The organism is Ruminococcus flavefaciens AE3010 (assembly GCF_000526795.1).
GTDB lineage: Bacteria > Bacillota > Clostridia > Oscillospirales > Ruminococcaceae > Ruminococcus > Ruminococcus flavefaciens_D.
On record NZ_JAGT01000001.1, the window covers coordinates 1,987,224 to 2,008,779 of the forward strand.

At 47.3% G+C, this 21,556-nt stretch carries 17 protein-coding genes; 8 read left to right on the forward strand and 9 right to left on the reverse strand.

The genetic code is table 11. The features are described 5' to 3' along the window. Window positions 1-3: 3 nt before the first annotated feature. The 3 genes from serC to N774_RS0108555 form a co-directional block, all read right to left on the reverse strand. Window positions 4-1,089 (reverse strand): 3-phosphoserine/phosphohydroxythreonine transaminase, encoded by a 1,086-nt coding sequence (gene serC, locus N774_RS0108545; protein WP_024860846.1) that lies wholly within the window; start codon window positions 1,087-1,089, stop codon window positions 4-6. A 224-nt stretch (window positions 1,090-1,313) separates the two neighbouring features. After that, complete coding sequence (locus N774_RS0108550) at window positions 1,314-2,519, reverse strand: dockerin type I domain-containing protein (RefSeq protein ID WP_024860847.1); 1,206 nt, start codon at window positions 2,517-2,519, stop codon at window positions 1,314-1,316. Between the two features lie 148 nt (window positions 2,520-2,667). Beyond that, window positions 2,668-4,266 carry an MBL fold metallo-hydrolase RNA specificity domain-containing protein gene (locus tag N774_RS0108555; protein WP_024860848.1) on the reverse strand — a complete coding sequence of 533 codons (1,599 nt, stop codon included), beginning with the start codon at window positions 4,264-4,266 and terminating at the stop codon, window positions 2,668-2,670. Between the two features lie 624 nt (window positions 4,267-4,890). Here N774_RS0108555 and N774_RS0108560 point away from each other — a divergent pair. The 5 genes from N774_RS0108560 to N774_RS18240 all read left to right on the forward strand — a co-directional run bounded on the left by N774_RS0108560 (window position 4,891) and on the right by N774_RS18240 (window position 8,218). Further along, window positions 4,891-5,358, forward strand: a complete 468-nt coding sequence (locus N774_RS0108560) for a hypothetical protein (RefSeq protein ID WP_024860849.1) — start codon at window positions 4,891-4,893, stop codon at window positions 5,356-5,358. 19 nt (window positions 5,359-5,377) lie between these two features. Next, window positions 5,378-5,827: a DUF2975 domain-containing protein gene (locus N774_RS0108565; protein WP_024860850.1), complete on the forward strand. Its 450-nt coding sequence runs from the start codon at window positions 5,378-5,380 to the stop codon at window positions 5,825-5,827. Between the two features lie 11 nt (window positions 5,828-5,838). Further along, window positions 5,839-6,051, forward strand: coding sequence for a helix-turn-helix domain-containing protein (locus tag N774_RS0108570; RefSeq protein ID WP_024860851.1), 213 nt, complete (start codon window positions 5,839-5,841; stop codon window positions 6,049-6,051). Between the two features lie 592 nt (window positions 6,052-6,643). Further along, window positions 6,644-7,411: a hypothetical protein gene (locus N774_RS0108575; RefSeq protein WP_024860852.1), complete on the forward strand. Its 768-nt coding sequence runs from the start codon at window positions 6,644-6,646 to the stop codon at window positions 7,409-7,411. Window positions 7,412-7,627: 216 nt separating this feature from the next. After that, entirely contained in the window at window positions 7,628-8,218 is a 591-nt protein-coding gene (locus N774_RS18240; RefSeq protein WP_024860853.1) for a hypothetical protein, read from the forward strand. A gap of 213 nt (window positions 8,219-8,431) precedes the next feature. Here the strand turns inward: N774_RS18240 and N774_RS0108585 are convergent, their stop codons facing one another. Next, window positions 8,432-8,662, reverse strand: a complete 231-nt coding sequence (locus N774_RS0108585; protein WP_024860854.1) for an HPr family phosphocarrier protein — start codon at window positions 8,660-8,662, stop codon at window positions 8,432-8,434. A gap of 267 nt (window positions 8,663-8,929) precedes the next feature. Here N774_RS0108585 and mtaB point away from each other — a divergent pair, with 267 nt between their 5' ends. Then, window positions 8,930-10,243, forward strand: coding sequence for a tRNA (N(6)-L-threonylcarbamoyladenosine(37)-C(2))-methylthiotransferase MtaB (gene mtaB, locus N774_RS0108590; protein WP_024860855.1), 1,314 nt, complete (start codon window positions 8,930-8,932; stop codon window positions 10,241-10,243). Between the two features lie 203 nt (window positions 10,244-10,446). After that, window positions 10,447-14,151 (forward strand): phosphoribosylformylglycinamidine synthase, encoded by a 3,705-nt coding sequence (locus N774_RS0108595; RefSeq protein ID WP_024860856.1) that lies wholly within the window; start codon window positions 10,447-10,449, stop codon window positions 14,149-14,151. Between the two features lie 189 nt (window positions 14,152-14,340). On the opposite strand, the gene N774_RS0108600 is transcribed toward N774_RS0108595, so the two are convergent. The 5 genes from N774_RS0108600 to N774_RS0108620 form a co-directional block, all read right to left on the reverse strand. Further along, complete coding sequence (locus tag N774_RS0108600; RefSeq protein ID WP_024860857.1) at window positions 14,341-16,119, reverse strand: hypothetical protein; 1,779 nt, start codon at window positions 16,117-16,119, stop codon at window positions 14,341-14,343. Window positions 16,120-16,154: 35 nt separating this feature from the next. Then, window positions 16,155-16,904: a PP2C family protein-serine/threonine phosphatase gene (locus N774_RS0108605; protein ID WP_024860858.1), complete on the reverse strand. Its 750-nt coding sequence runs from the start codon at window positions 16,902-16,904 to the stop codon at window positions 16,155-16,157. Between the two features lie 46 nt (window positions 16,905-16,950). Further along, window positions 16,951-17,718, reverse strand: coding sequence for a TatD family hydrolase (locus tag N774_RS0108610; protein WP_024860859.1), 768 nt, complete (start codon window positions 17,716-17,718; stop codon window positions 16,951-16,953). Beyond that, on the reverse strand, window positions 17,715-18,623 hold the full coding sequence (locus tag N774_RS0108615) for an LCP family protein (protein ID WP_024860860.1): 909 nt from the start codon (window positions 18,621-18,623) through the stop codon (window positions 17,715-17,717). The genes N774_RS0108610 and N774_RS0108615 overlap by 4 nt, the downstream gene beginning before the upstream one ends. Before the next feature lie 592 nt (window positions 18,624-19,215). Continuing rightward, a complete protein-coding gene (locus N774_RS0108620) occupies window positions 19,216-19,917 on the reverse strand; it encodes an SLOG family protein (protein WP_024860861.1) in 702 nt (233 codons plus the stop codon). 155 nt (window positions 19,918-20,072) lie between these two features. Here N774_RS0108620 and alr point away from each other — a divergent pair, with 155 nt between their 5' ends. Continuing rightward, entirely contained in the window at window positions 20,073-21,233 is a 1,161-nt protein-coding gene (alr, locus tag N774_RS0108625; protein WP_242836595.1) for an alanine racemase, read from the forward strand. Window positions 21,234-21,556: the final 323 nt, after the last annotated feature.

Consider the following 21,556-nt stretch of genomic DNA (forward strand, 5'->3'; position numbering starts at 1 on the left):
ATGTCAGGAGTTTTCTTCCTCGAACTTCTTCATGAAAGCAACCAGCTTCTCAACGCCCTCGATAGGCATAGCGTTGTAGATAGAAGCTCTCATACCGCCAACAGTTCTGTGGCCCTTGAGGTTCTCAAAGCCTGCTGCCTTTGACTCGGCAACGAACTTCTTGTCAAGCTCCTCATTGCCTGTGATGAAAGGAACGTTCATGAGTGAGCGGTCCTTCTTCTCAACTGTGCCTTTGAACATCTTGCTGCTGTCGAGGAAATCATAGAGGATCTTAGCCTTCTTCTCGTTGTGAGCCTTCATAGCCTCGAGACCGCCCATCTTCTTGATCCACTTGAATACCTTGCCGCAAACATAGATGCCGTAGCATGGAGGTGTGTTGTAGAGAGACTCGTTATCAGACTGGATCTTCCAGTCCATCATTGTAGGAGTGCACTTGAGTGCGGGACCGTCAGCGATGAGGTCCTCACGAACGATGATGATCTGAACGCCTGAAGGACCAACGTTCTTCTGAACGCCGCCGTAGATAACGCCGTACTTAGTTACGTCAACAGGCTCTGAGAGGAAGCATGAGCTTACGTCAGCAACAAGCTCGTGACCCTTTGTGTTGGGGAGCTCCCAGAACTTTGTACCGTAGATAGTGTTGTTCTCGCAGATGTAAACGTAGTCAACATCGTCGGGAATATCAAGGTCTGAGCAATCAGGGATATAAGAGAAGGTCTTGTCAGCAGAAGAAGCTACCTTAACTACCTCGCCGTACTTCTCAGCTTCCTGTGCAGCCTTCTTAGCCCACTGACCTGTGATGATATAAGCAGCCTTGCCCTTCTTCATAAGGTTCATGGGAACGCCTGCGAAAACAAGAGAAGCGCCGCCCTGTACGAAGATGACCTTGTAGTTGTCGGGGATATTCATAAGGTCGCGGAGATCCTTCTCTGCTTCCTTGATTATCTCATCATAAACCTTTGAACGGTGAGACATCTCCATTACGGACATACCGCAGCCCTTGTAGTCCATCATTTCCTCTGCGCATTCCTTGAGAACTTCCTCGGGAAGAACAGCAGGACCTGCACTGAAGTTATAAACTCTGCTCATGTTAAAAACCTCCAAGTTAATATATTATAAAATAAGTAGTATTTGCAATACAATATAAATTATACTCCTTTGGACAAAATAAGTCAATATATAAAAGCGAAATTTTTAAGGTTTGTGAAATATTCGTCAAAAGCCATAAAAATAGGTAGGACAAATTCATTTTTAGTAGATTATGGCGGATTTTTGCAAAAAAAGGACGGCATATAGCCGTCCCTGATAATATGTTAATGATTTTTCATATAATCTGCAAAGGAATCTGTTCTGCCTGTCTGTGTGTACGCATAGTAAGAGAGAACATATGAAGCGTCAACAGCGTTTACCTTTCCGTCGTTATTAACGTCGCAGCAAGCAAGCTCGTCTTTTGTAGGCTGAGTTTTGTTTGTAGCGAGCTTTGCATAGACATTAAGGACGTCTGAAGCATCGATAGCGTTAATCTTGCCGTCGCTGTTGGGATCGCCCTTTGAAGGCTTGCCTGTTGTTGCGGGCGTTGTGCCTTCATTGCTTTTTACTGTATAATAATAAAATAATGTGTTGGAGAGGAGTTTATTTGTAACATCTTTGCCGTTGAGATCAATGGCTTTTTTTATGGTTATCTTACATTCGTGATTTCCAACAGCTGAATCATCGGGTATCTTTATCTTAACTGTCGGATAGAAGAAATAACCGCCTTGACTCTGCGGCTCAGCTGACAATTTCTTTTCAAGTATCACAGCTTTGGGGTCATCAAGCTCCACGTCATAGTCAAATTCCTTGAAATAATGATCTTTGCCGTTGATATTGCCTGTTACATAATATCCTTTGTCGGTCAGCAGTCTTTCGTTATATGCAAGGCCTGCGGTGGTGCCGCCTCCTCTGCTTATACTCATCATGGTCATGTTTACTATTTCAACTTCGGGATCGGGTCTTCCCGTATCATTACCGTTTTTGTCCAGTATGGAATATTTGCCGTTATATGTAACGAATTTAGACGTAACGTCTTTGCCGTTTTTATCAATAGCTTTTGTTACAACGATCTTAAAGCCGTATTCGCGCAAAGGAGTGTTTTCGGGGAATTTCAGCTTTGCCTGAACAGAATAGAAGTCTCCTAAATTGCAGAGTTCTTTCTTCTGTACGACAACATTTTTATCATCAAATACGAAGTCGTATTCAAATTCCTTGATCTGTTCACGGAATTTAAGGAGCTTTGCAGATGTTCCGCGGTCATCGTACAGTTCAATGCTGAAAATGAAGGAGTTATTGTCGCTTCCCTGTTTAAATTCGTAGTAATCGTTTTTTGAAAAAATTCCTTTAAGGTTCAAGTCCGCGGCGGTTGTAGCTGCTGCTGCGTTAGCCGCAAAAAAACTGCCTGCGGAGTTATCCGGTGTATAATTCATCGAGCCGCCGACAAGTATTATAGCCATAGCAGCGGCTAAAAGCTTAGTCATTCTCATAAAATATCCTCCTTAAATTATGATGATATATTTATTATATCACCGCTGCTCAAAATGTGACAAGCCAAAATTTGTTAAAAGCTCCTCAGATCAATCAAAAAAAGCACATTTCAGAAAAAAGACAGCCGAAGCTGTCCTTTTTTCATATTTACGGTAATTTCCACTCGTCACAGAGCTTGTGGATAGCTTCTGTGAGCTGGCGCATATCCGCATTCGTCCTGCCGTCGGAGTCCCTGATAAGAGCTGCAAGGCGGTCGGAAGCGGCAACGAGGTCGCTGTAGGTGATGTTGAAGTTTGCGCTGTTGCGCTTCTTGGGTATCGGGATAGGCTCGGCATCGATAGTGACAGTATTCTCGGCAATATCGAACTCCGCACCGCTGTATGGAACGTATACCTCAGCCCCCAGCTCATCACGGAGCCTCTGGGCGAAGCTCTCTGCGGAGCTGGCTTCACCATGGTTGATGAAGAAGCGCTGTACTCCCGAGACTGACTTAGCCCACGCAAGAAGACCGTTAAGGTCGGCGTGACCGCTGATACCGGGAAGCTGTGTTATCTTGGCGGCTACCTTTACTGTTTCGCCGAAGAGCTTTACGCGCTTAGCGCCGTCAACAAGGGCACGTCCGAGAGTATTTCCTGCCTGATAGCCGACAAAGAGAATGGTATTCTCTTTTCGCCACAGGTTGTGCTTGAGGTGGTGCTTGATACGGCCTGCCTCGCACATACCGCTGGCAGAGATAATGACCTTTGGACGTGGGTCATCGTTGATAGCACGGGAGTCGTCGCTGCTGACAGTTCTGATAAGGTCATCGAAGCTGATAGGGTTTATGCCCTGACGCACAAAGGAGAGAGCCTCCTCATCGTAGCAGCTTTCGCGGTTGCTGATGAATATATTCGTAGCCTCGTTGGCAAGGGGGCTGTCCACGTAAACAGGAAAGCCGTCGTGCCTTTTCACAAGTCCCTCGGACTTGATATGGCGGATAAAGTAGAGCATTTCCTGAGTTCTGCCCACTGCAAAGGACGGGATAATAACGCTGCCGCCGCGGTCAAAGGTCTCCTGCAATACCTTTGCAAGAGATGAAGTGTAGTCCGTGGGACGATCGTGGATACGGTTTCCGTAGGTGGACTCCATAACCACGTAGTCGGCAGCTTCGATGTACTGAGGGTCGCGGATAAGGGGCTGATAGGTGTTGCCGATATCGCCTGAAAATGCAATAGTCTTGGTAACGCCGTCCTCGGTAATGGTGAGGAGTATACTTGACGAGCCCAGAAGATGACCTGCGTCGCGGAATAGCACCTTAACTCCCTCACATACCTCAAATTCCTGTTCGTAATGGTGAGGCACGAAGAGCTCGATAGCTCCGATAGCGTCGTCCATTGTGTAAAGGGGCTCATAGTCGGGCTCGCCTCGTCTTGCAGCCTTACGGCTTCGCCATTCCGCTTCAAATTCCTGAATGTGGGCACTGTCGCGGAGCATTACGGAGCAGAGGTTTGAAGTAGCCTCCGTAGCGTGAATCTCGCCCTGAAAGCCTCCCGAATACAGCAGCGGAAGAAGTCCAGAGTGGTCGATATGTGCGTGAGTAAGGAGAACGAAGTCGATATTTGATGGAGACACAGGTATCTGAACGTTCTCGAATATGTCCTCGCCCTGCTGCATACCGAAGTCCACGAGGAACTTTTTGCCGCAGGCTTCTATATAAGTACAGCTGCCCGTAACTTCATGGGTAGCGCCGATAAAAGTCATTTTCATTGAATTTCCTCCTTTTGTAAATCATAATTTAACGTAATAACTTCCTGAGGATATGAACGGGATTCCAAAGGGACTGTGTTCCTTTGGCAGAGTGACTCCCCATAAGATGGGGAGATGTCGCAGCGCGACAGAGGGGACGGACCCGATTAGGGGGCCCTGCAAGAGAGGGCGTCCCTTAATGTTTTTCGGAAAACGTCCCTACCAAACGGGACGTCGAGACGCCGTCCCCTACATTTCGGGCGGATAATCTCCCAACAGGAGCCGCGACCCTCTGTCAGCTACGCTGACATCTCCCTGTACTACAGGGAGTCACCGCCCCTACAAACGTAAATTATGATTTATCTTACTATTATTATATCACATTTCGGCGCTGATGTCTATAATATAACTGTGAAAAATGCCAGAAATTCATGTGCGACGCATTTGTGTTTTAATGTTTAACGATAAATTTTTATCGTGTAAACTGTACAAGATGAAGTTTCAAAGCTGTGCCTGTTTATGTTCAAACATACAATATTTAACGATAAACGTTAAAAATACATTGACAAACATTAATCTCTGTGGTATTATGTACTCACAGACGGAGAACAGCTCCGAAAAATAATACAGCAAAGGAGAATGTTTATGGAGAACGAGAAGCTGACCAAGAAAATAAAAAGAGTAAGCAAGGTTATCGTATGCGCAATGGCAGTATATCTGCTGCTGAATGTTCTGAACCTCCTGCCTGACAGCGGTTCAAACACACAGATAATCATGCAGGCAAAGGAGCAGCCGTTCTGGAAAGCAGCACTGGGACTGATCGCGATCGCTGTCCTTATAGCGTCAGTAATAGGCGCCTTTGTCTCGGCATTGCAGGTAATGTACACCCTGAGCAGAAACAGGACGCCGTTCACAAATAAAACGGCAGACTACGTGAGAAATCTGGGCATATACTTCATAGCAACAGAAATATCGAAAATACTGTTCATATACCTTGCCAACGGCAGGATAAGCTTAGACCTGTTCTGGCTGGCAGGCCTTATCATGTACAGCTTTTCACTGGTATTCCGCTACGGAAAGGACTTACAGCAGCAGTCCGACGAGACCTTATAAGAACAAAGGAGAGATAAATATGATAAATAAAAATATATCAATAATAAAAAACAGCAGTCTTGTGATAATGATATTATCGGTTTTGGGAGCAATTTCAAGCGTATCGGCAGGAGTATGGTATTATAATAACACAAAATCCTGCGAAAACATGAAAAATATCCTCGCAAAGAATATAGTATCATATTGTTTATATGCCGCAATACTTATTCTCGCTGCACTGATTTTCTTCAGGATATTCAGAAGCGGCAGACCTTTTACACGCGGTAATGTATGGGCTGTCAGAGGTATAGCAGGCGTTTTTTTCGTAAAAGCCATGCTCCCTACGTTTTTTCAGCTCAGTGAGCTCGGGATACTGAAAACAGGAGTTATGGGCACAGGTTCCATATTCATAGCAGTTCTTTTCCTGTTCTTTGCGGAGATAATGCGCTACGGCAGGCTTCTCCAGACAGAATCCGACGAGACGTTATGAGGTGAGCCTGTATGTCAATAATTTTAAGACTTGACCGCGTAATGGCGGACAGGAAGATGAGCCTTAACGAGCTCAGCGACCGTGTGGGAGTCAGCAACGTTAATCTGTCCAAGCTGAAAACGGGAAAAGTAAGCGCCATACGCTTTTCCACGCTGAATGCTATCTGTAAGGCTCTGGGCTGTCAGCCGGGAGATATACTGGAATTTATCGATGATGATAAATAATAATTTAACGTAATAACTTCCTGAGGATATGAACGGGATTCCAAAGGGACTGTGTTCCTTTGGCAGAGTGACTCCCCATAAGATGGGGAGATGTCGCGTAGCGACAGAGGGGACGTACCAGTAAGGTCAGAGGCAGCGCCTCTGGTCGCTGTTCCCAGCTTTTAAAGAACAGCGAAACTTTACGAAGGCGCTCCTAACAGGAGCGACGACCCTCTGCCCTTCGGGCATCTCCCTGTACTACAGGGAGTCACCGCAAGGGTGAATCCCGAAAACAATCCAGTGAATTGTTTTCGGGAGAGGGTGACTCCCCACGGGGTGGGGAGATGTCGCAGCGCGACAGAGGGGACGGACCCGATTAGGGGGCCCTGCAAGAGAGGGCGTCCCTTAATGTTTTTCGGAAAACGTCCCTACCAAACGGGACGTCGAGACGCCGTCCCCTACATTTCGGGCGGATAATATCCGCCCCTACAAACGTAAATTATGATTTAAATGCCAAAAATTCTGCTGAAAATTTGTTGTAAAAAATACTTGATACTTTCCTCCCTGTATGATATAATAGATATGAACTTTTTTTGAACAAGGAGGCGAAGCTATGAAGGCTGGAATCATCGACAGCGCTAATAAGTGTGGATTCTGGGAAAAAACCATAGGCGAGGAATTTGAATACACCATAGCTTCCGATGTGAATGAACTGAAACAATGTGATATCTTTCTTGTGTCCGAGGAGTACTGCGGCGGAGCCATAGGCACGGTCATCGCCGATATTCAGACATATGAACGCTTCAGAGACGTCCCCGTGGCAGCTGTGACCTCCGAGTGCAGCTGCGAGAATCAGGAGATACTTCTGGGAATGGGCTTTGACGATGTGATAAGACTGCCCATAAGCGGTCAGCTCCTCATTCGCAGACTTCGCGGTATTTCCGCAGTCTCTCTGCGTGAGAACTCCGAGCACATGATGAATATTGACAGTATAATGGAGATAAATGACGGCGATTCGGGTGCGTACTGCGTCCGCTCCGTTGATTTCACCAATATATTCCGCTTTGTACTGAGAGTCCTTGAGCGTACACAGAAGAATGCACAGATGCTTGTAATGAAGCTCGATCACATCGGTGATAAAACAGCTGCCGAAAACAGGCAGACAATAGGCATACTTGCCGAGTCGGTGCGCAAATGCCTGAGACGAGGCGATATGTCGTCGGTTTGCGGAGACGACCGCGTAGTTATTCTTCTCATCGGAGCAGATGACGAGGGCGGACATCTTGTTGCGAGCCGTATCGTCAGCAGCTTTTACAGCAAGTGTGCTGACGACAGCTACGAACTCAGCTATGATATAAGAGAAGTTCGTACATCGAGTTAAATAGATCCCGAGGAGCGATTCCTCGGGATCTTTGCTGTTTTGTAATTATTCGTAACTTGATATTTGTAAAATGTTGCTGTATAATGTGATGTAGAAGGATATTTATCTGTATTGTGCTGTAAGCGATGTACAATAAACGTTTTTTATAAAAGTGAGCGAGTTTATGAGCGCCAACGTGGCAAAGCAGCGCGGGCTCCGCGCGAAAGGAGAATTCACATGAAAAAAAGAAGAATATTTGCCGCAGTATCGGCAGTTATGCTGGGAGCTTCAATGCTCATGGGCTGTACCGACCATAACGAAAGCTATATTGAAAGCCGCCGCAGCGAACCCGTGACTACTGCTGTGGAGATACAGGACTGGACCATAAAGACGCAGACCACCACTGCTCCAGCTACAACTGCTAAAAAAGCAAAGACCACAAAGACTACAACAAAAAAGAATAAATCTCAGAAAAAGACCACCACCACCGAAGCTGCTGCCGAGACTACCACAACTGCGGTATTCGACCTTGACGACGGCACATATGTGGAGTACCGTTTCCGCAGCAAAAAGCTCCTTAACGAGCACTTTGAGAAGCACGGTTCGGAGTTCAAGGACGATTTCGATTATAGCTCCGCGGCAGACTATGAAAAGGGCGCCAGCGATGTCATAAACAATAAGGAAGCTCTCCACAAGACCGAAGCCGAGGACGGCGACGGAGTGTACTATATCGAGGATACCAACGAGTTCGTCATACTTTCCAAGGACGGCTATATCAGGACCTACTTCCGCCCCAACGGCGGCAAGAGCTACTATGATAGACAGTAGTGTAGGGGCGGATATTATCCGCCCGAGCCTTTAGCCGTTAGCTTGTAGGGGCGTTTTCCGAGCGCCCATGATATTTCAATTATGACTTGCGGGCGCACATTGTGCGCCCTTACAATTACGCATTACGCATTATGAATTATGCATTGAAATAGAAAAAAGGGATACATTCCGTATGGAACATATCCCCTTTTGCTTTGTGTGTTATGTTAAATCTTACTTTACGATGAACTTGTCGATCTCTTTGAGAAATGCGTCTGCATTGTCTGTGTGTGCGTTGAGCTGAATGGGTTTAGAGAGGTCAAGGCTGAAGATACCCATGATAGACTTGGCGTCAATAGCGTATCTGCCTGAAACAAGGTCAATATCGAAGTCGTACTTCATAACGATGTTGACGAATTCCTTTACGTCGTTGATTGCCTGAAGATTAACAGTTGTTTTTGTCATGCTTAATACCTCCTGTTTGATGTGTTTTTGCTCGTTTATTTCTTTTTCTGCGGCTTTTCCGTTTCCGCAAATACATAATACCATTAAAAACAGGCAGTGTCAAGGAGTTTGACACATTTTCGTCAATTTGGTATAATTGATTGAGTAAGCAGAGATTTTTTTTATTGATAGCGATATTTATATTTAGTGTGCATAAAATGCTTTGCGTAAAATTGTGCACATCTTACATGATGAATACTGCAAGATATATGAGTTTGAGGACGAATTATGTATAAAATAAATTTTATAACGTTTGGCTGTAAAGTCAACCACTATGAGACCGAGTGCATGAAGTCCCTTTTCCGTGAGGCAGGCTATGAAATAACCGAAGAATTATCGGAAGCTGACGCTGTGGTCATCAATTCCTGCACCGTGACTTCCTCGGGAGACAGCCGTGCACTGACGGCTCTGAGAAAATCAAGGGCGGCTCTGCCCGATGCCGTCATAGCGCTGACAGGCTGCTATCCGCAGGCTAACCGCGATGAAGCGGCTAAGCTCCCCGAAGCGGATATAATCGCAGGCACAAAGTCACGTGCACGCATTGTTGAGCTTGTGGGGAACTGCCTTGAGAATCGCTCCCGTGTGGTGGAGCTGTCGGACTACAGCTCCGAGGACAAGTTTGAGCCCCTGCAGTGCACCCGTTTTGACAGCAACACTCGTGCTTTCGTGAAGATACAGGACGGCTGTGACCAGTTCTGTTCATACTGTATGATACCATTTGCGAGAGGACGCTGCCGTTCCAAGCCTATGGACGTGCTTCGTGAGGAGATAAGAGCTATCGCCGAAAACGGCGTCAAGGAGATAGTTCTGTCAGGCATAAACCTTGCATTCTACGGCAGAGAGTGGGGGCTTGACCTTGCTGACGCCGCCGAGATATGCGCGGAGACCACAGGCATAGAGCGCATAAGGCTTGGCTCCTTAGAGCCCGAGATGATGTCGGCGGAGCTGCTGCAAAGGCTGAAAGCCCTGCCCCAGTTTTGTCCACAGTTCCATTTGTCACTGCAAAGCGGCTGCGAGGGGACGCTGAGAGCCATGAACCGCAAGTACACCGCCGCGGAGTACCTTGCTCTGACGGAGCGTATACGCGGGATATTCCCCGACTGCTCCTTTACTACGGACGTAATGGTGGGATTCCCACAGGAGACCGACGCAGACCACGCCGAGTCAGTTAAGTTCATACGCAAAATAGGCTTTGCAAAGGTGCATGTGTTCCGCTATTCGCTGAGAAAGGGCACAAGGGCGGACAAAATGACGGGACAGGTGCCCGAGAGCGTCAAGACACAGCGCTGGAACGAAATGACCGCGGCAGCTGACGAGACAAGGGAAAAGTACCTGCGGTCACAGGTGGGAAAGACAGTGCCAGTGCTGTTTGAACGTGAAAATTCTACAGAATTTCACCGCGGATACGCACCTGACTATACATTAATAAAAATTTCTCGAAAAAATCCAGAAAAAAGTTTGCGTAATCGGATAATTAGTGTTATAATAGAAGAGTATGGTCACGACTTCTGTTTAGGCAGACCTGTCGGGGACGTTTATTAATGCGTAATTATTTTAACGGCTTGGTGGTTCGCTGAATGGAGAATTGAAAATGGAGAATGTAGAATTATGGTATCGCTTACGCGATATTATTTAAATCAGTCCGCATAGCGGACACATTCATTCTCAATTCTAAATTCTCAATTCTCAATTACTATGATGAATTATCAATGCGCACTATGAATTATTTGAAGGGAGACTGAATTATGTCCGTATTCAGAATTTACGTTGAAAAAAAGCCTGAATTTGCAGTAGAAGCTCAGTCTGTGCTCAGCGATATAAAAACTGCACTCAGACTTAACATTTCGGGTGTCCGTATCCTCAACAGATACGACGCAGATAAGCTCAGCGAGGAGGATTTCAAGGCTGCTGTAAGCACCGTTTTCTCAGAGCCTGCCGTTGACGTGGTATACGACGACCTTCCCCGGGTAAGCGATACAGACCGCGTTTTCGCTGTTGAGTACCTCCCCGGACAGTTCGACCAGAGAGCCGACAGCTGTGAGCAGTGTATCCAGATACTCCGTCAGGGAGAGCGCTGCCGCGTGAGAAACGCAAGAGTTTACATAATCTCGGGTATCATCAGTGATGAGGACTTCGCTAAGCTGAAATCCTATATCATCAACCCTGTTGAGAGCCGCGAGGCTTCACTGGAGACTGTAAAGACTCTCGATACAAATTACGATATCCCAACTACTGTTGAGGAGCTTGAGGGCTTCATCAACCTCAATGCATTCGGACTTCACGCATTTGTGGACAAGTTCGGTCTTGCCATGGACTACGATGATATCAAGTTCTGTCAGGACTATTTCCGCAACGAGGAAAAGCGCAACCCCACTATCACCGAGATCCGCATGATAGATACCTACTGGTCTGACCACTGCCGTCATACCACATTCCTCACAAATATAGAAAACGTAAAGATAAATACTCCTTATATAAAAGATACATACGATATGTATGTTAATGTACGCAAGGAGCTGGGCAGAACGGACAAGCCCATGACCCTTATGGATCTTGCTACCCTTGCAGCAAAGAAGCTGAAAGCAGACGGAAAGCTCCCCGACCTTGACGAGAGCGAGGAGATAAATGCTTGTTCCGTAAAGATAAAGGTGGACATCGACGGTGAGCTCGAGGACTGGATTCTCATGTTCAAGAATGAGACCCACAACCACCCAACAGAGATAGAGCCTTTCGGCGGTGCGGCTACCTGCCTCGGCGGCGCTATCAGAGACCCCCTTTCTGGACGTTCATATGTATATCAGGCTATGCGTGTAACAGGTGCGGCTAATCCTCTCGTACCAGTTGAGGACACTATCGCAGGCAAGCTCCCACAGAGAAAGATAACTCTCGGTGCTGCCAACGGCTACAGCTCATACGGCAACCAGATAGGTCTTGCTACAGGTCATGTTGCTGAGGTATACCACCCGGGCTACGTTGCAAAGCGTATGGAGATAGGCGCAGTTCTGGGCGCTGCTCCTGCTGAGAATATCCGCAGAGAGAGACCTGTTCCCGGAGATATCGTTATTCTTCTGGGCGGCAAGACAGGACGCGACGGCTGCGGCGGTGCTACTGGCTCGTCAAAGTCACACACACTTGAATCTCTCGAACACTGCGGTGCAGAGGTACAGAAGGGTAATCCTCCCGAGGAGAGAAAGCTCCAGAGACTCTTCCGCAATCCCGAGGTAACAAAGATGATAAAGCGCTGCAACGACTTCGGTGCAGGCGGCGTTTCAGTTGCTATCGGTGAGCTTACTGACGGTCTCGTTATCAACCTCAATGCAGTACCCAAGAAGTACGACGGACTTGACGGTACCGAGATAGCTATTTCCGAGTCTCAGGAGAGAATGGCAGTTGTCATTGCGCCCGAAGACCTTGACAAATTCATGGAGGAGGCTTCCAAGGAGAACCTTGAAGCTACCCTCGTTGCTGATGTTGTTGAAGAACCCCGCCTAAAAATGGTATGGAACGGCAACACTATCGTTGACCTGTCCCGTGAGTTCCTCAACTCCAACGGTGCTCCAAAGTATACAGACATCGAGGTAGAAGCTCCTGTGCTTCTTGAAGACGAGAACGTAACAGACAGCGCAGAGTCATGGACTCAGCTCATGTCAAACCTCAATGTATGCTCACAGAAGGGACTTATCGAGAAGTTCGACTCCACGATCGGCGCAGGCACAGTACTTATGCCATTCGGCGGAGTATACCAGATGACTCCCTCACAGGCTATGGCTGCCAAGATACCTGTACTCACAGGCGAGACCAACACCTGCTCGCTCATGGGCTGGGGCTATAACCCCGATATTTCCGAGAAGTCGCCTTACCACGGCTCAATGCTTGCTGTTATCGAGTCTATCGCTAAGGTAGTCGCAGCAGGCGGCTCATATAAGAAGTGCTGGCTCACATTCCAGGAGTACTTTGAGAGAACTCAGAACGACCCTGCACGCTGGGGCAAGCCTATGGCAGCTCTTCTCGGCGCATTCAAGGCTCAGCTGGAGCTTGCCTGCGGTTCTATCGGCGGTAAGGACTCCATGTCGGGTACATTTGAGAATATCGACGTACCGCCTACACTTGTTTCCTTTGCGGTATCAACTGCTATGGCTGACAAGATAGTATCTACAGAGTTCAAGGGCTCAGGAAACACTGTTATCTCCATAGTTCCCGAGTACGACGCAAACGGACTTCCCAAGTTCGACAGCATAAAGGCTTGCTTCGACAAGGTTGAGCAGATAATCAAGGACGACCGCGCAAATGCTATATGGACAAACGGCTACGGCGGATTTGCCGAGGGTATCGCAAAGATGTGCTTCGGTAACAAGCTGGGCTTCGAGTTCACAACAAGACTCAGCGGCAAGGAGCTGTTCAAGCCCTGCTACGGCGCATTCATCATTGAGCTCAAGGGCGACGCCAAGGACGATGAGAACATCATCGGTAAGACTATCTCCGATTACAAGATACTCTGCCTTGACTATACTATCAGCCTTGACAACCTCCAGAGGATATGGGAGGGCAAGCTGGAGCCTGTATTCCCCTGCCGCATAAAGACAACGGATACAACTCCCCAGACCTATTCTTCACCAAACCGCATACAGCTTTCAGCTTCTACCAAGATAGCTAAGCCGAGAGTTCTTATCCCCGTATTCCCCGGAACTAACTGCGAGTATGATACAGCAAGAGCCTTCGAGAAGGCAGGCGCTAAGGCTGAGGTAGTAGTTATCCGCAACCTGTCCGCAGGTGATATCGAGGAGAGCGTAAGATACTTTGAGAGCGCAGTAAGACGCTCCGAGATAATCATGATACCGGGCGGCTTCAGCGGCGGTGACGAGCCCGAGGGAAGCGGTAAGTTCATCACAGCATTCTTCCGCAACCCCAAGATAAAGGACGCAGTTCACGACCTTTTAAAGAACCGCGACGGACTTATGCTTGGTATATGCAACGGCTTCCAGGCACTTATCAAGCTGGGACTTGTTCCATACGGCGAGATAATCGACATGGCTGATGACGCTCCTACACTTACATTCAATACTATCAACCGCCACCAGTCCATGATGGTAAATACACGAATCGCTTCCAACAAGAGCCCATGGCTCTATGGCTGCGAGGTTGGCGATATCCATACAGTTCCTATCTCACACGGCGAGGGACGCTTCGTAGCTCCCGCAAGTCTCATTCAGCAGCTTGCAAACAACGGTCAGATAGCAACTCAGTACGTTGACCTTGACGGCAATCCCACAATGGATATCCGCTACAATCCCAATACCTCTATCGAGGCTATCGAGGGAATCACATCTCCCGACGGACGAGTATTCGGTAAAATGGGACACTCCGAGCGTAAGGGCAGCTATATCTGCAAGAACGTTCAGGGTGAAAAAGACCAGAAGATCTTCGAAAGCGGCGTTAAATACTTCACATGATGAAAAAGGGACAGCTTCGGCTGTCCTTTTTCAGTTGAGAGTTTAGAGCGTAGGGGACGGCGTCCTCGACGTCCCGTGTATGCCTGACAACGCAAATAACATGAACCCACTGTAGGGACGAACAGTGTTCGCCCGCAGAACGCAAAAAAGGCTGCACAGAATATCTGTGCAGCCTTTTATTATCAGCCGTTATTCCGCTTTCTGCGGCTTTCTCTCAAAAACATTGCCTGTCTGATCGTTTATCCATTCAAACTGAGGATATTCATCAAAAAGGTCATCACGCATATAAAAATAAATACAGCTATGATTTACACATACCTTACCGACCGTGCAGTAGTCTATCATCTTGACAGGCAGATACCTTACGCCCTCAAGTGTTTTTTCATCATATACATCGTCTATGGGACAGTAGCCGACTATAAAATCCGGAAGTCCCTTTTCGCGCCAGAGACTGTATATCTTCTCGGAATCTTCCTTATACTGATAGTGCATATACATATCCTCGGGACAGTCCGCATTAAAATTCATAATGATATTTTTATCAAAATAAGGCTGTATCATAGCAGATGCACCTGAAAGATAGGTCCTGCTTTCTTTTATTGGACGATGAGCCGACGGTATCTCAAGAGTCGCAAACAGATACCTGTCAATTTTCTCATCATCATCGTCGTCATCATCATCGCCCTCATACTTAACGTCCCACATTGCCATTATATTGGTATCCTCAAGGTGATTCTCCTTGATAATATCGGCAACACAGGTCAGCCCGACCTCATGGGTCATGTCAAGTACTGATGCAATAACGCTGTATGCTACGGGAGCAAGACAAATGAGAGAACCTGCAACGATAACAAATTTTCTGATAGACGGCGATGTCACCTTTGAATTCAGCTTCTTCATAAATTCGGGAACAGCTATGCCCCCCTCCTGTTCAGCCATTATCCAGAACAAGAATATGTGCAGAAGAGCTCCAAGTCCAAGATGATGGATGGAAACATACTTAAATGCCCAGACAACTGTAACTATAAGATATGGAAGAAAAAATGTGAAGAACTTCTTATTCTTTACAGCAAAGGCAGACAGTCCCACCCACATGGCAAGTCCGCATATTATTTCCACGATACCAATGGCAGGAATGGAATTGATATCATAATTTCCCAATAATATGCCGCTCCAGCTCTCAAAGGGCATTGCAGCAAGGTATTCATAGAAGGGCAGGAATATCACTCTGTCGAAAACTGATAAGCCGTCATCTGCACCGATATAATAGCAATTATCCGCAGGTATTATCATCAGCATGACCGCAACTGCTATGACCAGTATAAAGCACAGCGACCAGAACCGCATATCCTTCCAGAAGAACTTCAGCTTCTTGTTACGGATAAGCTCAGCGATTATCTCAAATGTCCATACTATGCAAAGTCCTCCTGCTATCATCAATCCAAAGGCTGTTGAAAGAGAAAGCAGCGTCATAGCAAGAATATACCGCCATGGGTGAGCATTTCTATCCTTGTAGGCAATAGCCATAAGGAAGAAAGCTATCATTGATATGGAATAGGGACGGCTCAGCACTCCGTACTGATAAAAGAAATAGAACGTGAACGGAAGCAGATACCGTACTATCTTAGGGAACGGTGAACGGAATATCAGCAGCGCCATAGCTATGACGCAAAAAACAGTATTTATGGCTTTCAGCGTGAAGTCAACGGGAGCGCCGTTTTTGGCAAATATGGAAAGAAAAAGATGCCACATGGGCGGATGTCCCTCATAATGGGGGATATATGTGAAGAGCTCCTTGAACGAAGCACATTTTGCTATCTGCCACGCCTGAGTCTCGTCGAACCACAGCTCATGAAAACAGGTCACAAATATTATTCCTGCCGTATAGATCAGCAAGACCAGCAGATCGGATTTAAAGCTGTTTTTCTCATCTGCTCTTCTGATAAATAAGCTTTTTAGTTTGCTCACGTACATTCCCCTTTTCATTTATGTAACAGCTGTCATCACTCATAATAGACTGCCGCGATCACTGTTATATTATCCTTGCTGCCGTTATCAAGAGCCTTTTTCACCAGAAGCTCCAGCCTTGCTTTCAGAGGCTTGGGCATTTCCAGAACCTCTTCAATATCCAGCACCGACACATAATCCGAAAGTCCGTCGGTGCAGAGCAGCAGCAGGTCGCCGTACTCCATTCCGCCCTCAAGCTTTACCGTATCTATCTGAGGTTCGGATTTGACGTTGCCCAGTACGGGGAAGATTATATTCCTGTGAACATGAGTGCTTCTCTCCTCGCTGGTTATAGCTCCCTCGTCGATGAGGAGCTGTACCAGTGACTGGTCGCGGGATATCTGCCTGATACGTCCGCCGCGGTAACGGTACAGACGGGAATCTCCCACATTGAATGTAAGTATATTATTCGCCTCGTCCACAGCAATGCCGCAGATAGTAGCCTGCATATTGTGCATTTCAGGATCGGACTCGCTGTATTCCGCAAGCTTTTTATGTATGGCAAGGAGCTCCTCGTCAAGCTTCATATCACCGCTGTAGCCCATATCGCGGATATACTCAAGGCACATCTTTGAAGCAAGCTCACCTGAGCGCTCCCCCGAAACTCCGTCGGATACCGCCGCTATGAACGGCACCTCAAGCTCATGCTCGGAAGAACCCGAATCTATTACGCTGTCCTTAATGAGCAGGGCGTCCTCGTTATGGGGCATAACGCCCTTTTCTGTTACTCCGCAGCAGTAATACACTCGTTTTCCTCCTTTCGCTTTTATTAATTCAAAAACAGCTTCACTGTCAGTTTATACCGTACATGGTCATACCGTTTTTGCAGGTGATATCAATGAGCTCCTGCACCGAAACGCCTTTTATCTCGGCTGCCTTGGCTGCTGTATAGGCTATCATTGAGCTGTCGCAGCGCCGACCTCTGAAGGGCTCGGGAGCCATATAGGGACAGTCTGTCTCCATGAGAAGCTTGTCCATAGGCACCTCTGCCAGAGCTTTCAGCGCCTTTTTGGCATTTTTGAAGGTAAGCACTCCCGTAAAGCCGATATACATTCCCAGCTTCAGTATCTCCTTTGCAGTCTCCGCAGAGCCGCTGAAGCAGTGAACTACGCCCTTGGGACGGTATTCACTGAGTATATCCACGGTGTCCTCAACGGCGTCCCTGCTGTGAACAATAACGGGCATATCCAGTTCATTGGCAAATGCCAGCTGCTCGCGGAAAAAGCGTATCTGCAGGTCACGGTCATAGCCGTCGTAGTGATAGTCGAGACCTATCTCACCTACCGCCTTTATCTTATTATTGGCTGCTATCATCTCGCGCAGGCTGTCAAGATAACCGTCGGTAGTCTCGTCCACGGATTCGGGGTGGACTCCTGCGGCTGCGTATACATAGCCGTATTTCTGAGAAAGCAGGGAATTCTCGGCAGAATCATCAAGTCCCGACGCTGCCAGCATCACCAGCTTTACGCCTTTTTCGGGAAGCTCCGCAAGCACCTGCTCCCTGTCCTCATCAAAGGCACTGTCCGCATAATGAGCGTGTGTATCAAATATTCCCGTCATTTCTCTTCCTTATTTCCCTTTTTGGACTTGCTGTCCTTTGAGTCCTTGAAATAGTTTTCCTTGACATTCTCGATAAAGGAGCTGCTTGGGATAAAGTCCTCACCTGCGGCTGTACCGTCAAGTGAAAGGGGCACTGCAATAGCTGCTCCGTACTCGAACATGTTCTTGATGCCGTTCTTGCGCTCCTTATAATCGGCAGCAGTAACGTCGGACTCTACCATATTTATGACGATACTGAAATTGTTGTCGAAGCTGTCAGCGATACGCTTTCCGTCAGCCTGATTCACCATAGCCGAAAGTACAGCAGAAGCGGTAACTGCACGCTCGGACTCTCCGCCCTTGAACATAAGGTAGTTTACGAAAGTCTCGATCTGGTCGCTGTTAAGGTATTGCTGGCTGCCGTCATTCTTGAAGCCTGCTATGTCAGCGTTAACGGAATACGTAACGCCGCCGAAGATATCACAGACCTTCTGGAATGCAGCGGAATCGAACTTCATGTACTTGTCAACTTCAATGTCGAACACCTTTTCAACGAATTCCTCAGCAGAAGCAGGTCCGCCGTTTCTGTAGTTGTCCAGTATGCTCAGCTGCTGTCCGTCAACGAGAGCGATGGAGTTTGAGGGGATACCCACGAATATCAGGCGCTTTTTCAGCGGGAGAGAACGCATGAGCATAAATGTGGGAGGACTGTGCTTCTCGGGTACGTCCAGTATCAGAAGCATGGTATGATTGTCCTCGGCAGTTATCTGACCGCTGGTGCGCGGTACCGGCTCGGGTGGCTGCTCCACCTTGCCGAAGCCGAAATATCTGTAAATACCATAGGCGATACCGCCGACGACGATAAGTCCGATGAATATTGTCGCAAGAAACGGTAATGCAACATGTCCTGTTTTTTTATTAGCCATTTTGTTTGACTCCCTTCAGTTTTTTACTTGTTATTATTTTATCGTTCTCTTATTTTTTATAAATCCCGAACTGATATAAACTGACCGTATAATACTCGTCCCGAAAATATACGTCATAAAATGAATAAAAAATGTTTTCAAAAATGCAAGTTTAAAAATACTTGGCGGAACTTCGTGTATCCACAGAGTTTTCCACATTTTCAACATATCTGAATGCGCTGTGCATGTTTAAACACAGGATTCAACAGGCTGTTGAAATAGAACAGGCGTTCATTTCTCAGGCAGCTCTGCAAGCCGAATTTGGCGAAATACAGGCATTTGCAGCATATCAGTCCTCATTGTTTCACAGACTGATATTTCAACACTGACGGTATATCGCCAACTTTCAACAATGTTTAAAAACGCGTGTGAAACAATGCCCGTTATGTTGAAATAATCATTTCTTCAGACATAAAATTTGCTTTGCGCCTTGTCATTTCCAAGAATATGTGATATAAGCGGGGTGCCCCCGCTGCCTTTTTCGCGTCCAAGAAAAAATCACAGCAAATTTATCGCCGCGCCTTGTCATTTCCAAGAATATGTGATATAATTATTAGTATGGCATTTCAAAGACATTTTCCATGAATACCAGCCTGCGGCGTATGCTCTCCAGATCGGGTCCGCACTCATCTATAAGGGCGTATACGTCCTCAAGACCGAAGCGGCGTATCTTTTTCCCCTGCCGTGCGGCATAGTTCAGCGTCTGATACGTTCCCGACTTGAACGAGCCCTCGTTAAAATAGGAAATGACCGCCGAAGCATGGTCTGCCATGAAGTAATTACGGTCTCTGTAAACATCGGGGGAGGTATTCTCGCCTGCTCCCTTTTTTCCGTAAATGACCGCAGGAGAAGTATTGGTAGTGAGAAGCACGTCCGCACCCCGCTCCACCTCGGCAAGTATCTCCTTGTACCAAGGGGAAAAACGCTCGGCGTGGCGAAGATAGGGCATTACGCCTATGAGCTTTATGTCTGTGTCGGAGCGTTTCTTGGCAAGAATGTACTTTGCAGCCCAGAGGTCTGTACCTACGGCAAGTCCGCTGATGAAGCTGCGGTAGCCGCTCTCAACAGCCATATCTATATACCGAAACAGCATGAGCTGTACAGCGCGGGTAGTTATACTTTGGTATATTGGCTCGTTTTTGTATGGTATAACACCGGTCTCGCGGTGTCCTGTAAAGCATACCGCAGTCTCTGTGTCACCGCTGAATCCCTCAGCAGGAAGCACAGGAACTCCAGAATCGAGTGAGAAAAGCATAGTACACCTCGCTTTCCCGAAATATACATGTGATGCCGCAGATATACATGGAGCATTTCCCATAGCGGCAAAAATATCATACATTAAAATTATAACATACATCATATTTTATTTCAAGACGTTTTTTGACTTGTAATTAAATTTTAACTTTGCATATGACAGAAAGGAAGGATAACGGAATGAAGCCGTATCTGAAAAGAGCATGGGCTGAGGTATCTCTGCCGCAGCTCAGAAAAAATGTTGATATCATAAGAGGTCTCAACTCCACGGGGACTGAGATAATGGCGGTGGTAAAGGCTGACGCTTACGGCCACGGCGACGAGCATATCGTCCGCTGTCTCGCCGAGCAGTGCGGTATCAACTACTTTGCTGTATCCAATCTTGACGAAGCTATCGCAGTAAGGAAATTTGCTCCCAAGTCGGAGATACTCATACTGGGATATACTCCTCCCGAGTACGCCCATGAGATAGCCATGTACAATATCATACAGGGCGTTGTGTCAACAGAATATGCTCTTGAACTGGTCAAAAACAGCAATGAGCCTATCCGCTGTCATATCAAAATAGACACAGGCATGGGAAGAATAGGTCTGAAGCATGATACTCCCGAAGCCTGCGCCGCTGAGATAGAAGCTATGATGAAGATAGAAAAGCTCTCCGTTGAGGGCATATACACTCACTTTGCCGTTGCGGACAGCGATTCTCCCGACAATATCGCCTATACGGATATGCAGGAGAAGTTCATCACCGATACATACGACGTACTTGTGAGCCGCGGCATAAAGCTGAAACATCTCCACTTCATGAACAGTGCGGCTACATGCTACAGAAACAGCTCCCGCAGTACTCTCTCCCGTGCAGGTATCATACTCTACGGTCTCCACCCCGATGTGAGCCTTGATATCCCCGAGGGACTTGAGCCTCTTATGGAGCTGAAAGCGGTCATTTCCCATGTCAAGACCGTGAAGAAAGGCGACTGCATAAGCTATGGACGCACATTCGTTGCTGACCGCGAAATGCGCATCGCTACTGTAACTATAGGCTATGCCGACGGCTACTCACGTCTGCTCAGCTCAAAGGGCGAAATACTGGTTCACGGCAAACGCTGTAAGATTGTGGGCAGAGTCTGCATGGATCAGCTCATGATGGACGTGTCCGACGTCCCCGAGGCTAAGTCTGGCGATATTGTAACGCTTATCGGCACTGACGGCAATGACCGCATCACAGCCGACGACCTTGCACAGGTGTACGGTACTATCGGATACGAGGTGGTATGCGGTATCTCAAAGCGTGTTCCACGTATTTATATTGAGTGATAAATCAAAATTTTGCGCAATAACTTGCTGAGAATATGAACGGGATTCCAAAGGGACTGTGTTCCTTTGGCGGAGTCCAGAGGCAGCGCCTCTGGTCGCTGTTCCCAGCTTTCAGAGAACAGCGAAACATTCCGAAGGCGCTCCGCAAGGGTGAATTTTAAAAACAGTCCAGTGGACTGTTTTTAAAAGAGGGACGCCCTGCAAGTGAGGGCGTCCCTTAATGGGACGTCGAGATACCGTCCCCTACAAAAGCCAATGTGTTACTGTGGGCGGCGGAACGCCGCCCCTACAAGCTAACGGCTAATGGAGGATAGCTTGGGCGG